This is a genomic window from Phenylobacterium haematophilum (assembly GCF_014196295.1).
Lineage (GTDB): Bacteria > Pseudomonadota > Alphaproteobacteria > Caulobacterales > Caulobacteraceae > Phenylobacterium > Phenylobacterium haematophilum.
In genome coordinates, this window is record NZ_JACIDK010000011.1 from 1 (window position 1) to 13698 (window position 13698).

At 69.1% G+C, this 13698-nt stretch carries 17 protein-coding genes; 13 read left to right on the plus strand and 4 right to left on the minus strand.

The window, feature by feature from the left end:
* Window positions 1-91 precede the first annotated feature (91 nt).
* Window positions 92-1096, minus strand: coding sequence for a L,D-transpeptidase (locus GGQ61_RS20520; protein ID WP_183776931.1), 1005 nt, complete (start codon window positions 1094-1096; stop codon window positions 92-94).
* Between the two features lie 2 nt (window positions 1097-1098).
* Entirely contained in the window at window positions 1099-1530 is a 432-nt protein-coding gene (locus GGQ61_RS20525; RefSeq protein ID WP_183776932.1) for a PaaI family thioesterase, read from the minus strand.
* 61 nt (window positions 1531-1591) lie between these two features.
* On the opposite strand from GGQ61_RS20525, the gene GGQ61_RS20530 reads away from it, so the two are divergent.
* From GGQ61_RS20530 to GGQ61_RS20540, 3 genes are read left to right on the plus strand one after another with little or no spacing between them, the layout of a single operon-like run.
* Entirely contained in the window at window positions 1592-2071 is a 480-nt protein-coding gene (locus GGQ61_RS20530) for a ribonuclease H (RefSeq protein WP_183776933.1), read from the plus strand.
* Window positions 2072-2097: 26 nt separating this feature from the next.
* Window positions 2098-2799 (plus strand): type I pantothenate kinase, encoded by a 702-nt coding sequence (locus GGQ61_RS20535; protein WP_183776934.1) that lies wholly within the window; start codon window positions 2098-2100, stop codon window positions 2797-2799.
* Window positions 2796-3587 carry a site-2 protease family protein gene (locus tag GGQ61_RS20540; RefSeq protein WP_183776935.1) on the plus strand — a complete coding sequence of 264 codons (792 nt, stop codon included), beginning with the start codon at window positions 2796-2798 and terminating at the stop codon, window positions 3585-3587. The genes GGQ61_RS20535 and GGQ61_RS20540 overlap by 4 nt, the downstream gene beginning before the upstream one ends.
* Here the strand turns inward: GGQ61_RS20540 and GGQ61_RS20545 are convergent.
* Window positions 3584-3784 (minus strand): hypothetical protein, encoded by a 201-nt coding sequence (locus GGQ61_RS20545; RefSeq protein WP_183776936.1) that lies wholly within the window; start codon window positions 3782-3784, stop codon window positions 3584-3586. The genes GGQ61_RS20540 and GGQ61_RS20545 overlap by 4 nt on opposite strands.
* A 131-nt stretch (window positions 3785-3915) precedes the next feature.
* On the opposite strand from GGQ61_RS20545, the gene ruvC reads away from it, so the two are divergent.
* From ruvC to ruvB, 3 genes are read left to right on the plus strand one after another with little or no spacing between them, the layout of a single operon-like run.
* The gene (gene ruvC, locus GGQ61_RS20550; protein ID WP_425501025.1) at window positions 3916-4440 is read left to right on the plus strand and encodes a crossover junction endodeoxyribonuclease RuvC; all 525 of its coding nucleotides are present in this window, start codon (window positions 3916-3918) and stop codon (window positions 4438-4440) included.
* Window positions 4437-5054 carry a Holliday junction branch migration protein RuvA gene (gene ruvA / locus GGQ61_RS20555; protein WP_183776938.1) on the plus strand — a complete coding sequence of 206 codons (618 nt, stop codon included), beginning with the start codon at window positions 4437-4439 and terminating at the stop codon, window positions 5052-5054. The genes ruvC and ruvA overlap by 4 nt, the downstream gene beginning before the upstream one ends.
* Window positions 5051-6091 carry a Holliday junction branch migration DNA helicase RuvB gene (gene ruvB, locus GGQ61_RS20560; RefSeq protein WP_183776939.1) on the plus strand — a complete coding sequence of 347 codons (1041 nt, stop codon included), beginning with the start codon at window positions 5051-5053 and terminating at the stop codon, window positions 6089-6091. Before ruvA ends, ruvB begins: the two co-directional genes overlap by 4 nt.
* A 6-nt stretch (window positions 6092-6097) precedes the next feature.
* Here the strand turns inward: ruvB and GGQ61_RS20565 are convergent, their stop codons facing one another.
* Complete coding sequence (locus tag GGQ61_RS20565; protein WP_183776940.1) at window positions 6098-7000, minus strand: LysR family transcriptional regulator; 903 nt, start codon at window positions 6998-7000, stop codon at window positions 6098-6100.
* A gap of 103 nt (window positions 7001-7103) precedes the next feature.
* On the opposite strand from GGQ61_RS20565, the gene ilvD reads away from it, so the two are divergent.
* The 7 genes from ilvD to pal all read left to right on the plus strand — a co-directional run bounded on the left by ilvD (window position 7104) and on the right by pal (window position 13593).
* Entirely contained in the window at window positions 7104-8951 is a 1848-nt protein-coding gene (gene ilvD / locus GGQ61_RS20570) for a dihydroxy-acid dehydratase (RefSeq protein WP_183776941.1), read from the plus strand.
* Window positions 8952-9004: 53 nt separating this feature from the next.
* Window positions 9005-9448 (plus strand): tol-pal system-associated acyl-CoA thioesterase, encoded by a 444-nt coding sequence (gene ybgC, locus GGQ61_RS20575; protein ID WP_281372765.1) that lies wholly within the window; start codon window positions 9005-9007, stop codon window positions 9446-9448.
* 129 nt (window positions 9449-9577) lie between these two features.
* A complete protein-coding gene (tolQ, locus tag GGQ61_RS20580; protein WP_183776942.1) occupies window positions 9578-10279 on the plus strand; it encodes a protein TolQ in 702 nt (233 codons plus the stop codon).
* Between the two features lie 5 nt (window positions 10280-10284).
* Window positions 10285-10761, plus strand: coding sequence for an ExbD/TolR family protein (locus tag GGQ61_RS20585; RefSeq protein WP_183776943.1), 477 nt, complete (start codon window positions 10285-10287; stop codon window positions 10759-10761).
* 40 nt (window positions 10762-10801) lie between these two features.
* Window positions 10802-11602, plus strand: coding sequence for an energy transducer TonB (locus tag GGQ61_RS20590; RefSeq protein WP_246371141.1), 801 nt, complete (start codon window positions 10802-10804; stop codon window positions 11600-11602).
* Between the two features lie 17 nt (window positions 11603-11619).
* Window positions 11620-12915 (plus strand): Tol-Pal system beta propeller repeat protein TolB, encoded by a 1296-nt coding sequence (tolB, locus tag GGQ61_RS20595; RefSeq protein ID WP_183776945.1) that lies wholly within the window; start codon window positions 11620-11622, stop codon window positions 12913-12915.
* Window positions 12916-13044: 129 nt separating this feature from the next.
* Window positions 13045-13593 (plus strand): peptidoglycan-associated lipoprotein Pal, encoded by a 549-nt coding sequence (pal, locus tag GGQ61_RS20600; RefSeq protein ID WP_183776946.1) that lies wholly within the window; start codon window positions 13045-13047, stop codon window positions 13591-13593.
* The last annotated feature ends 105 nt before the right edge of the window (window positions 13594-13698 follow it).

Genomic DNA, 13698 nt, shown 5'->3' on the forward strand with positions numbered 1-13698 from the left:
GCCACCCGCTACGACCGCAGGGCCATCCACTTCCTAGGCTTCGTACACCTCGCCGCCACCATGATCTGGCTGCGCTGAATGTCGATTCCGCCTAGGGCGTCACCTGATCGCCCTTGACCGCGCTCAGCACGGTCAGGCGCGTGCCGCTGTTGTCGGACCCGACCGGCGAGGCGGTGACAAGCACCGTGGTTCCGACGGTCATCACCCGCGCCACCTCGTCGAGGAACGCCTTCGGCGCGCGGATCTTCTCGAAGGCGGCTGGGTCAACCGGCTGGCCGGCCTCCTCCTCGTGGCCTGGCGCGCCGACCCGCAGCCACACCGCCTTGCCGTCCGCGCCCCTGGCTAGCGTCGCCACATGGGTGGAGACGGCGTCTTCTTCGATCTCGGCGTGCGCGCGGCCGATCTCGACGCCGTTGCGCAGCACCACCGCACGATGGTCGGCCTTGGAAATGATGATCGAGACCGGGCCGCTCGGCGAGGCCTCCGGCGTCCAGCGATAGGCCTCCCCGCCGCTTAGCGGCGCACGATCCTCGGCCGCGCCGCCAACGCCGAACGGCGCCAACACCCCTGCCTCCCGCGCCGTCACCGGCTCGCCGTGGCGCCCGGCGATCACCACCGTCCCGCCAATCTGGGTGATCCCGAACAGCAGCTTGGAGAACTCGTAAGGAAGGTGGATGCAGCCGTGGCTCTCGGGATAGCCCGGCAGACCACCGGCATGCAGCGCCACCCCGTCCCATGTCAGCCGCTCCTGGTAGGGCATCGAGGCGTTGTCGTAAGTGCTGGAACGGTGGTCCTTGTCCTTCTGCAGGATCGTGAACACCCCGGTCGGGGTTTCGTGCCCTGCCTTGCCGGACGAGATGGTGCTGACCCCGATGCGCAGGCCGTTTCGATAGACTGTGGCAAGCTGCCGGTCGAGATCGACATAGACGATGATCGGCCCAGCCGGCGCGACCTGCGGCGCCCATACCCACTGGCCGGGCTTCAGGTTCTGGGCCTGCCGGGCCAGCTCCACCGCCGAACTGACCTTCGAGCCTTGGGCCAAGGCCGGGCCGGCCAGGGCGGCGCAAACCAGCGCCGCGACGATGCAGATACGCATCACTAGGTCCGCGGATAGAGGATGATCTGGGTGCAACGGAAGGCGGCCATGAGCTTGCCGGTGGCCGCGTCCTCGACCTTGGCGTCCCACACCTGGGTGGTGCGCCCGCCATGCAGCAGGCTGGCGGTGCAAATCGCCTCGCCGTCGCGCAGGGTGCCGACGAAGTTGGCCTTCACCTCGGCGGTGGTGAAGCCGTTGGCGCCCTCGGGCCACGCGGTCGAGACCCCGTAGGCGCAGAGGATGTCGGCCACCGACAGCACCGCGCCGGCCAGCAGGTAGCCGGTGTGCGCGACCAGGTCCTGGCGCACCTTCAGGCGCCCGACGACCTTGCCGTCGGCGACCTCGGTGATGACCAGGCCCAGGTGCCCGGGCAGCTTGCCCTCGTTGGCCTGGTTCAGCTTCTCGACGCTGGTGTGATTGGTGGTGGCGGGCATGAGACACTCTCTTTTGGCGAGCGATCATGCATGCGTTTGCGCAAACTGCTAGATCGCCGCGATGAGCACCGCCATCTGGATCCAGACCAGCTATCACGAGGCCTTCAAGTGCGGCGGCTGGGCCTATGTCCGCAGCCACGACAAGGCCGCGTCCGGCCAGGCCGGCGGCGAGCGCTACACCAGCCCCGAGCGCATGGCTCTGGCCGCGCTGATGGCGGCGCTGAAGGACCTGCCCAAGGGCGCTGTTGCCATCCAGATCGACAACGCCGTCGTCGCCCGCACCGCCGCCCTGATCGCCGCGGGGCGGGCGCCGCAGGGCGACGAGGCGCCAGCCGAGAACCTCGACCTCTGGGCCGCGCTCACCGCCGCCCTGGCCGGCCGCCAGCCGGCCTTCGCCATCGCAGCGCCCAGCAAGGCCAGCCCCACAGGCTTCGCCGCCGCCTGGGCGGAGCTGGCCCGCGACAAGGCCAACGCCCAGGGCGCCTTCGTCTCGGCCATTCCCAAGCCCAACCTCGCCAAGGTCGCGGGCCTGCCCCTATAGTCGCGCTCCACTTTCGCGAGCCGCCCGTGAGCCTGTCCCGCATTATCGACCTGCTGGCCCCGCTGCGCCCGGCGAGCGGCCCGTTCATCGTCGGCGTCACCGGCTCGGTGGCGGCGGGCAAGAGCACTTTCGCCCAGGCCCTGGCCGACCAGCTCGCGGCCGGCGGCGGGCGGATCGAGCTGGCCTGCACCGACGGCTTCCTGCACCCCAACGCTGTGCTGGAGGCGCGCGGCGCCCTCGGGCGCAAGGGCGCGCCCGACACCTACGACCACGCGGCCCTGCGCGCGGCGCTGACCGCCGTCCGCAGCGGCCCGGCGCAGTTCCCGGCCTATTCGCACGTCGTCTACGACATTGACCCGGCCCTGACCCGGACCATCGCCGCCCCCGACGCGCTGATCATCGAGGGTCTGACCCTGCGCCATCCCGACACCGGCCCGGCCGGCCTGCTCGACGCCCTGATCTACCTGGACGCCGACGAGGCCGACCTCGAGCGCTGGTACGTCGCCCGCTTCCTGGAGCTTTGGGAGGCGGCCGAACATGACCCGGCATCGTTCTACGCCCGCTTCCGGCACATGACCCGCGAGCAGACCGACGGCCTCGCGCGCATGGTCTGGCGCGACGTGAACCTCAAGAACCTGCACGACCACATCATCCACGCCCGCGCCCGCGCCGACCTCGTGGTCGCCAAGGCGGGCGATCACTCCATTGCTTCCGTGAGCCGTCCTTGACCCAGGACCAGACCATCGAACCGCGCCCCGGCCTCAGCCCCAACGCCCTCATTCTGCTGGCCGCCTGGCTGGCCGCAGGGGGGTTCCTGGTCTACGCCCCGAGCGAACTGGCCGCTCGAGTGGCGACCTTCGCCTTCGTGATCCTGGGCTGGATCCTGGCGGTCATGACCCATGAATTCGGCCACGCCTTCATCGCCTACAAGGCCGGCGACCACACCATCCGCGCCAAGGGCTACCTGACCCTCGACCCGCTCAAGTACGTCGATGTCGGCGTGTCGATCGTCATCCCGATCCTGGCCGTGGTGCTCGGCGGCATCGGCTTTCCCGGCGGAGCGGTCTATCTGCGCGAGGACCTGATGCGCAATCGCTGGTGGCGGGCGCTGGCCTCGCTGGCCGGCCCGCTCGGCACGCTTCTGGTTATGATCGTGCTGGTGGCCGCGATATGGGCGGTGGCGCTCTCGCCCCTGGCGACGCCTGGCGCGCGGATGCTGTGTGATGCGCTGGCTTTCCTGGCTTTCCTGCAGGCGACCGCGTTCATACTCAACCTGCTGCCGGTGCCCGGCCTGGACGGATACGGCGTCATCCGCCCATTCCTGCCGGACTCCATCCGCCAGGGCCTGCGGAAGTTCGAGGGGCTCGCGATGGTCGGGCTGTTCCTGCTGATCTTCCTCGTGCCGGGAGCCTCAGCGATCATCTTTGCACCCGCCCTGATGCTCACCGACGTCGCCGGCCTGCCCCGCGAACTGATCCAGGCCGGTTGGGACGCCTTCCGCTTCTGGCGGTCCTAAGCCGCTCGGTCCCCCGCCGCGGCCGTGATCGGCCCGGCGAAGGTGCTCAGGTGGCGCTTGCCTTGCCAAAGCTCAGCCCCGAAGGCGTGGCGGCTGTGCGCCGCCCTTTCGAGCGCCTCCTCGTCGGAGGCGCAGTCCCATTCCTCGACGTCAGCGAACTTGCCGGCGGAGTTCAGCACAAAGAGTCGATAGTCCATCGCGCATCCTTCCCTGCACGAAAATCGAACCCCTCGAGCGCAGCTGCGGTTCCTTCAACTCTCGGCGCCTCAGGCCTCTCCCTCAACGTTTGCTTAACCCTGGCGACGTCCTGTATCCCTCGTTGGAACAGATGACGAACGCGCCGATTCCCATGCCCCCTCCCTTGCGTATCCTTGGCCTCGATCCCGGCCTGCGCCGCACCGGCTGGGGCGTGATCACGGTTGACGGCGCGCGCTTGGCCCATGTCGCGCACGGGGTGATCGCCCCCAAGGACTCCCTGCCTTTCTCCGAGCGGTTGCTGGTGCTGTTCGAAGCCATCAGCGAGGTTGTCGCCGCCCACGTCCCGCACGAGGCCGCGGTCGAGGAGACGTTCATGAACAACAACGCCGCCTCGGCCCTGAAGCTCGGCCACGCCCGGGCCATGGCGATGATCGTGCCGGCCCGCGCCGGCCTGCCGGTCGCCGAATACGCCGCCACCGTAGTCAAGAAGTCCGTCGTCGGCACCGGCGCGGCCGAGAAGGACCAGGTCGGCTTCATGATCGCCCGCCTGCTGCCGACCGCCGGCAAGACCACCGCCGACGCGGCCGACGCGCTGGCCGTCGCCATCGCCCACGCCCACCACCGCAAGCTCCGCCGCATCGGAGCCGCCGCATGATCGGGCGTCTGCGCGGACTGGTCGCCGAGGTCGGCGAAGAAGAGGCCCTGATCGATGTGGCGGGGGTAGGCTACGTGGTGCGCTGCGGCTCGCGCACCCTAGGCCACCTGCCGGCGCTCGGCGAGGAGACGGTGCTGCACGTCGAGAGCATCTGGTCGGAGGCCCAGGGCATGAAGCTCTACGGCTTCCTCGGCCGCGACGAACGCCGCGCCTTCGTGGTCATGCTGGCTATCCAGGGCGTCGGGCCCAAGGCCGCGCTGGCCGTGCTCGACGTGTTGGCCCCGCCGGACCTCGCCGCGGCCGTCGCCCGTGAGGACAAGGCCGCGCTCGGGCGCGCCAACGGGGTCGGGCCCAAGCTCGCCCTGAGGCTGATCACCGAGCTCAAGGACAAGCAGCTGACCGACGGACCAGTCGCCGCATTCCATGCCCAGATTCACGCGCCGGCCGCACCGCCGCCGCCCAGCGCGGTCGGCGAAGCGGTCGCCGCGCTGCTCGGCCTCGGCGTCGCCGAGGTCAACGCCCGCCGCGTCGTCGAACAGGCCGCCCTGCGCCTGGGCGAAGAGGCCGACATCCCGGCGCTGATCAAGGCCGGCCTGCAGGAGCTGGGTCGGTGACCCGCATTGTCTCGCCCGACGCCCAACCGTTCGAGGGCGGCGTCGTCCATGACAAGGCCCTGCGCCCCCAGACCCTGGCCGAGTTCGTCGGCCAGGAGCAGGCCAAGGGCAACCTCAAGGTCTTCATCGAGGCCGCCAAGGCCCGCGAGGAAGCCCTCGACCATGTGCTGCTGTTCGGCCCGCCAGGCTTGGGGAAGACCACCCTGGCCCAGATCGTAGCCCGCGAGCTCGGCGTGAACTTCCGCGCCACCTCCGGCCCGGTGCTGGCCAAGGCCGGCGACCTCGCTGCGATCCTGACCAATCTCGAACCGCGCGACGTCCTGTTCATCGACGAGATCCATCGCCTCTCCGCCAACGTCGAGGAAATCCTATACCCGGCGATGGAAGACCACGTCCTCGACCTGGTGATCGGCGAGGGCCCGTCAGCGCGCTCGATCCGCATCGATCTGGCGCCGTTCACCCTGGTCGCGGCCACAACGCGCGCCGGCCTGCTGGCCACCCCCCTGCGCGACCGCTTCGGCATTCCGCTGCGGTTGGAGTTCTACACCCACGCCGAGCTCTCCAAGGTGCTGGCCGGGGCGGCCGCCAAGATGGGCCTTGGCCTGGCGCCCGACGGCGCCGGCGAGATCGCAGCCCGCTCCCGCGGCACCCCTCGCGTCGCCGGCCGGCTGCTGCGGCGGGTCCGTGACTTCGCCGCCGCCGACGGTGTGGAAATGATCGACGGCAAGGCCGCCGCCCGCGCCCTGGCGCGGCTCGACGTCGACCAGGCCGGGCTCGATGCGCTGGACCGCCGCTATCTGCAGGCCATGATCGACAACTACGGCGGCGGCCCGGTCGGGGTCGAGACCATCGCCTACGCCATCGCCGAAGCCCGTGACGCGGTCGAGGACGTCATCGAGCCGTTCCTGATGCAGCAGGGCTTCATCCAGCGCACCCCACGCGGCCGCATCGCCTGCGCCAAGGCCTACGCCCATCTCGGCCTGACCCCGCCGCCGCAGCCGCCTCCAGCCGGCCAGGCCTCGCTGTTCGACGAGTAGGCCGCCTCACGCCAGCGGCTGCAGCGCCACGTCCAGGAACCGCCGCAGCGTCGGGGTGGCGTCGTCGGCGCGCCAGACCAGGCCGCTTTCGAGATAGGGCCCATCGCCGGGCAGGCTCATGTAGCGCACGCCGGTCCGCGCCAGGTGGCGCAGCGAGGCCGGCACCAGCGCCACGCCGATCCCGGCCGAGACCAGGGCGATGATGGTCTGCATCTGGATCGCCTCCTGCACGATGCGCGCCCCGCCGGTCAGCGTCTTCAGGGTGTCGACCGCCAGGTCGTAGAAGGCCGGCGCCACCCGCCGCGGGAAGATCACCCCGGCCGCCCCAACGAGGGCGTCGGGCGCCAGCCGCCCGGCCTCGTGCGCCAATCGCCCCTCGTCGACCCAGCTCTGCGGCACGGCGGCCACCAGCGGCTCGACCAGCAGCCGCCGGTAGCTGAGCCGGTCCGGCAGCCCGCCGGGCGGCGGAATGACGATCCCGGCGTGGCCGTGTCCTTCCAGCAGGGCGGCGATCTGCACGTCGCTGGTCGCCTCGCTGAGCGCGATCTCGACCTCGGGATGCAGGGCCGAGTAGCGCCGCACCAGGGTCGGCAGGGTGCTGTAGTCGGCCGTGCTGACGAACGAGAGTTCCAGCCGCCCGGTCTGGCCGTCGCGCAGTTGGCGCGCGATCTCCGGAAGGCCCTCCAGCTCCTCGAGCGCCTTCTTCACGTGAGCCAGCCACTGCTCGCCAAAGGGGGTTAGCGCCACCTGCCGCTTGGTGCGCACGAACAGCGGCGCGCCGAGCTCACGCTCCAGCGCCAAGATCGACTGGCTGAGCGGCGGCTGGGTCATGCCGAGCTGTTCGGCCGCACGGCCGAAATGCAGCGTCTCGGCCACCGCCCGGAAGTGCCGAAGCTGGCGCGTCTCCATTCCTGATATCTCGCACGACTTAATTGTCGTCGCTTAATATATTTCACCAATAGGAGTCGATTGGCTACGGATGAGACGCGCAATCTCCGTCAGGACCGATCCGATGCCGACCTATCGCTCACGCACGACCACCCACGGCCGCAACATGGCCGGCGCCCGCGGCCTCTGGCGCGCCACCGGCATGAAGGACAGCGACTTCGGCAAACCGATCATCGCCGTGGTGAACTCGTTCACTCAGTTCGTGCCGGGCCACGTGCACCTGAAGGACCTCGGCCAGTTGGTCGCCCGCGAGATCGAGCGGGCCGGCGGCGTCGCCAAGGAGTTCAACACCATCGCGGTCGACGACGGCATCGCCATGGGCCACGACGGCATGCTCTACAGCCTGCCCTCCCGCGAACTGATCGCCGACAGCGTCGAGTACATGGTCAACGCCCACTGCGCCGACGCCATGGTCTGCATCTCCAATTGCGACAAGATCACCCCCGGCATGCTGATGGCCTCGCTGCGCATCAACATCCCGACGGTGTTCGTCTCGGGCGGTCCGATGGAAGCCGGCAAGGTGATCCTAAAGGGCAAGGAGGTCGCCCTCGACCTGGTCGACGCAATGGTCGCGGCCGCCGACGACAAGATTTCCGACGAGGAGGTCGCCGCCATCGAGCGCTCGGCCTGTCCGACCTGCGGCTCCTGCTCGGGCATGTTCACCGCCAACTCGATGAACTGCCTGACCGAGGCGCTCGGCCTGTCCCTACCGGGCAATGGCTCGGTCCTGGCCACCCACGCCGACCGCGAGCGGCTGTTCCTGGAAGCCGGCCGCCTGATCGTCGACATCACCCGCCGCTACTATGAGCAGGACGACGCCTCGGTGCTGCCGCGCTCGGTCGCCTCGTTCAAGGCGTTCGAGAACGCGATGAGCCTCGACATCGCCATGGGCGGCTCGACCAATACCGTGCTGCACCTGCTGGCCGCAGCCCACGAGGCCGGCGTCGACTTCACGATGGAGGACATCGACCGACTGTCGCGAAAGGTGCCGTGCCTGTCCAAGGTCGCACCGGCTAAGGCCGACGTGCACATGGAGGACGTCCACCGCGCCGGCGGCATCATGGCCATCCTGGGCCAGCTCGACCGCGCCGGCCTGCTGCATACCGACCTGCCCACGGTCCACTCCAAGTCGATGGGCGAAGCGCTCGACCGCTGGGATATCAGCCGCACCAACAGCGAGGCGGTGCAGACCTTCTTCCGCGCAGCGCCCGGCGGCGTCCCGACACAGACCGCGTTCAGCCAGGATCGCCGCTGGAAGGAGCTCGACCTCGATCGCGAGAACGGCGTCATTCGCGAAGCCAAGTACGCCTTCTCGCAAGACGGCGGCCTGGCCGTGCTGTCCGGCAACCTGGCCGAGGACGGCTGCATCGTGAAGACCGCCGGGGTCGACGAAGAGATCCTGAAGTTCGCCGGAACGGCTCGCGTCTTCGAGAGCCAGGACGCAGCGGTCAGCGCTATCCTGAGCGGGAAGATCGTCGCCGGCGACGTGGTCGTCATCCGCTACGAAGGCCCAAAGGGCGGCCCGGGCATGCAGGAGATGCTCTACCCGACCAGCTATCTGAAATCGAAAGGCCTGGGCAAAGCCTGCGCGCTGATCACCGACGGCCGCTTCTCCGGCGGCACCTCGGGCCTCTCCATCGGCCACGTCTCGCCCGAGGCGGCCGAGGGTGGGGTGATCGGGTTGGTCGAAGACGGCGACCGCATCGTCATCGACATCCCCGAGCGGATCATCCGGCTCGACGTCTCGGACGCCGTGCTGGCCGAACGCCGCGCGGCGATGACCGCCAAGGGCGCGGCCGCCTGGAAGCCGGCCGAGCGTCAGCGCGTGGTCTCCCCGGCCCTGCGCGCCTACGCCGCCATGACCACAAACGCCGCCCGCGGCGCCGTTCGCGACGTCAGCCAGGTCGAGTAGCCGATCAGGCGCGGCGCTGTTCAAGACGGCGCCGCGCCCCTAAACCTAACGCCATGCAGACCCCGCTTCCCTCCGCCGGCGTCCTCGACGGGCGCGAACATGTCCTGCCGGTGCGGGTCTATTACGAGGACACCGACTTCACCGGCGTCGTCTATCACGCGAACTACGTCCGCTATTTCGAGCGCGGCCGATCCGACTTCCTGCGCGTCGCCGGGGTTCATCACGCTGAATTGCTCGACCGCGACGATCCCGCGGCCTTTGCGATCGTGCGCATGGAAATCGACTTCAAGCGCGCCGCGCGCATCGACGACGCCCTGGCCGTTCGCACCACATACGACGCCGCCAGGGGCCCGCGCCTGTTCATCAGCCAGAAGATCACCCGCGGCGAAGAGCTGATCTGCGCCGCCAAGGTCGAGGCCGCCTGCATCGACATGGCCGGCCGGCCGCGCAAGCCGCCCGCTGGCATGCTGGACACCCTGCGCCCGCTTTTTGCGTAAGGTTTTCGTAAAACCGCCTCCACCGTTTCGGCGTTAGAGGTCGGTTAACCAGAAGGCATGGCCTTAAGTTCGCCACCGCAGGCGGCTTGAAGTCGTGCGCCTGCCTTTCTTACGGAGCCCTACGAGCGCATGGACCCCGCTGCGATCACCGCCGACAGCTTCAGCTTCATCAATCTGTTCATTCGCGCCGACTGGGTCGTGAAGGCGGTGATGATCGGATTGATCCTGGCCTCCCTGTGGTCTTGGACCGTAATCATCGACAAGTCGCTCCGCCTGACCAAGCTCAACAAGGAGGCCAGCGCCTTCGAGGACCAGGTCTCCTCAGGCCGCTCGCTGGAGGACATCGCAGCCGAGCATGGCGAGCGGCCAACCCAGGCGCTTCCGCGCATGCTGCAGGGCGCGCTGAAGGAGTGGCGCGACGCCCGCGCGCGGGGCCTGGTCTCCGAGAGCCAGACCGCCTTCCTGATCCAGCGCATCGACCGCGCCCTCGACACCACCATCGCCCGGGAAAGCGCGCGGGTTGAAAACGGCCTCGGCTCGCTGGCCATCGTCGCCACCGCCTCGCCGTTCATCGGCCTGTTCGGCACCGTTTGGGGGATCATGAAGGCCTTCCAGGCGATCGCCGTCGAAAAGTCGACCAACCTGGCGGTCGTCGCCCCCTCGATCGCCGAGGCGCTGTTCGCCACGGCCATCGGCCTGATCGCGGCGATCCCCGCCTACATCGCCTACAACAAGTTCTCGACCGACGCCGGCAAGTACGCGGGCCGGCTCGAAGGCTTCGCCGACGACCTTTCCACCGCCATCCAGCGCCGCCTGGCCGAGCGGGGCTAAGGGTCATGGCGCTTTCCTCCCACGACGCGTTCTCCGCCTCCGGCGGGTCGCGCCGCCGGCGCGGCCGTCGCTCGCGCGGGGCGCTGTCCGAGATCAACGTCACGCCGCTGGTCGACGTGATGCTCGTGCTGTTGATCATCTTCATGGTCTCGGCCCCGCTGCTGACCAGCGGCGTCGAGATCGAGCTGCCCAAGACCGAGGCGGCCGCCATGGAAGATCCCAAAGAGCCGCTGACCGTCTCCATCCGCCAGGACGGCACGGTGTTCATCCAGGAAGACGCGGTGCCTTTCGCGAGCCTGGCGCCGCGCCTCCGGGCCATGTCGGGCGACGATCGGGCCAAGCCGATCTATGTGCGCGCCGACGGTCGTGCGTCCTACGAGATCGTCGCCCAGGTCATGGCGGCGCTGTCGACCTCGGGCTTCACCAGCATCAACCTGATCACCGACACCGGCGGACCGTCTTCGGGCGGCGAGCCGCGCTGAGGCGCTGATGGCCCGGGAAAGGTCTGAATTCTCCGGCGCGATGCTCGCATCAACCCTGCTGCACGCAGGGGTGATCGTCGCCGCCATGATCTCGTGGCCTTGGGCGCGCCAGTTGCCGCTCGGCTCGGCCGTGCCGATCAACATCGTCGCCAACGCGCCGGTGACCGATCTGGCCCCCGCCGAGCAGGGACCAGAAGACCTTCCTGCCCAGACCGAGGAGCCGGTCCCCGAGGCCCCCGCCCCGCCGGCGGCGCCCGCGCCGACGCCGCAACCGGTCCCGCTCCCGCCCAAGCCTGCACCCGCGCCCGCCCCTGCGCCCAAGGCAGCTCCGGTCCCCAAGCCCACGCCGACGCCGACGCCCAAGCCCGCGCCGGCCAAGCCCGCCGAGAAGGCGCCCAAACCGGCGCCCAAGGCGGAGAAGGGCCTCGACCTCGACGCCCTGGCCGCCAGCCTCCCAGGCGCCCAGCGTTCGTCCGCGGCCAAAGGTCCGTCCCGCCAGGCCACCGCGCCCGAGGCGCGGCCCGACCTCGGTTCGGGTCAGGCGGCCGCGGCGATCGCCGGCATGAGCGATGAGATCCAGAAGCGCTGGAACCCCAACTGCAACGTCGAGGGCGGGCGCGACGTGCGGCTGAAGGTGTCCTTCACCCTCGGCGGCGGCGGCCAGGTCGTCGGCCAGGTCGGCGCGCACGGCGCCGAGAATTCCGCCGATCCGGTGGTCAAGGCCGCGGCCGAACGGGCGATCCGTGCGGTCTACGCGGCCGCGCCGTTCACCCGGCTACCCCGCTCGCTCTACGGCCAGCGCTTCGACCTGAACTTCAAGACCAGCGAGGCCTGTTCGTGAACAAGGAGAACCGCCCCATGCGCCTGAAGACCCTGGCCCTGGCCGTTTTCGCCGCGCTTCTTACGTCGGTAGCGGCCACCGCGCCGGCCCGCGCGCAGATCGAGGTCGACATCAATCGCGGCGACGTCAAGCCGCTGCCCATCGCTATTCCCGCCTTCGGCGGCCAGCAGGGCGCCGAGATCGCCCAGGTCATCACCGGCAACCTCGAGCGCTCGGGCCTGTTCGCGCCGATCCCGCCGGCTGCGCACGTCGAGAAGACCCTTGACGTCAACGTCCAGCCGCGCTTCCCCGACTGGAAGGTGATCAACGCCCAGGCGCTGGTGAACGGCCAGGTCACGGTCGAGGGGGGCCGCCTGACCGTCAACTTCCGGCTATGGGACGTCTACTCCGAGCAGCAGCTGCTCGGTCTGCAGTTCACCTCGACCCCCGACAACTGGCGGCGCGTGGCGCACAAGATTTCGGACGCGGTCTATGAGCGGCTGACCGGCGAGAAGGGCTATTTCGACACCCGCGTGGTGTTCGTCTCGGAGAGCGGCGACCGTCTGAACCGCCGCAAGCAGCTGGCCATCATGGACCAGGACGGCGCCAACCCGTCCTACCTGACCGACGGCTCCTACATCGTCATGACCCCGCGGTTCTCCTCGACCAGCCAGGAAATCACCTACATGGCCCTGCGGCCGGAGGGCTCGTCCATCTACCTGTTCAATCTGGAGAGCGGCCGCCGCGAGACCCTCGGCAACTTCCCCGGAATGGTCTTCGCCCCGCGCTTCTCGCCCGACGGCGGCCGCGTCGCCTTCTCCGTCGAACGCGCCGGCAACACCGACATCTACGTGATGGACCTGCGCAGCCGCGCGTCCAACCGCCTGACCTCCGACCCGTCGATCGAAACCTCGCCGTCGTTCTCGCCGGACGGTTCGCAGATCGTCTACAACTCCGACCGCGGCGGCAGCGCCCAGCTCTACGTCATGAGCGCCAACGGTGGAGGCGGACGGCGCATCTCGTTCGGCTCGGGCCGTTACACCACCCCGGTGTGGAGCCCGACGGGCGAATACATCGCCTTCACCAAGCAGACCGGCGGCGAGTTCCACATCGGCATCATGAAGCCGGACGGCTCGGACGAGCGAATTCTCACCAGCAGCTACATGGACGAGGGTCCGACCTGGGCGCCCAACGGGCGGGTGCTGATGTTCAGCCGTGAAACGCCTGGTGGAGCTCCACGTTTGTGGACGGTGGACGTCACCGGCCGGATCGAACGCGCAGCCCCCTATCCAGGCTCCGGGTCCGATCCCGCCTGGTCGCCACTGCTGAATTAGCCAGTGTTTCCAGGTTTAAAATTCCCCCCAACGGACTTTTGAAATGTCCGGTAACGGCAAAGCCGGGTAGAACGAGGAACTGGCTGTGGGGACCGCCGTCGTCGTAACTTATTAATTGGAGAAGCAAACGTGCAAAGCTTCAGTATCAAGCACGCCCTGCGACTGAGCCTGGTTGCAGCCGCCGCCATCTCGGTCACGGCCTGCGCCTCGCGCCCGAAGCCGGCCCCCGCCCCGGAACCGACGCCCGCGCCGGCCCCTGCGCCCGCCCCGGAACCGGCCCCCGCGCCGCCCCCGACCTCGTCGGTGATCCCGGGTTCGATCCAGGACTTCACGGTCAACGTCGGCGACCGCGTCTATTTCGACCTCGACAGCTACAGCGTTCGCGCCGACGCCGCTCCGCTGCTCGACGCGCAGGCCGCCTGGCTGGTGCGCTATCCGAACGTCCAGATCCGCATCGAAGGCAACGCCGACGAACGCGGCACCCGTGAGTACAACCTCGCCCTCGGCTCGCGCCGCGCCAATTCGGTGCGCGAGTACCTCGTGCAGCGCGGCGTGCAGCCGTCGCGCATCTCGACCGTGTCGTACGGCAAGGAAAAGCCGATCGACGCCGGCGCCAACGAGGAAGCCTACCAGCGCAACCGGAACGCCCACACGGCGATCACTTCGGGCGCTCAATAAGCCCGTTGTTTGCAGTCTGCGGGAGGGGGCCTTCGGGTCCCCTCTTTGCATTTGCGCTCTACTTTACCTTCCTCACCGAACAGCCGCATTTTGGCCGTCCGTATT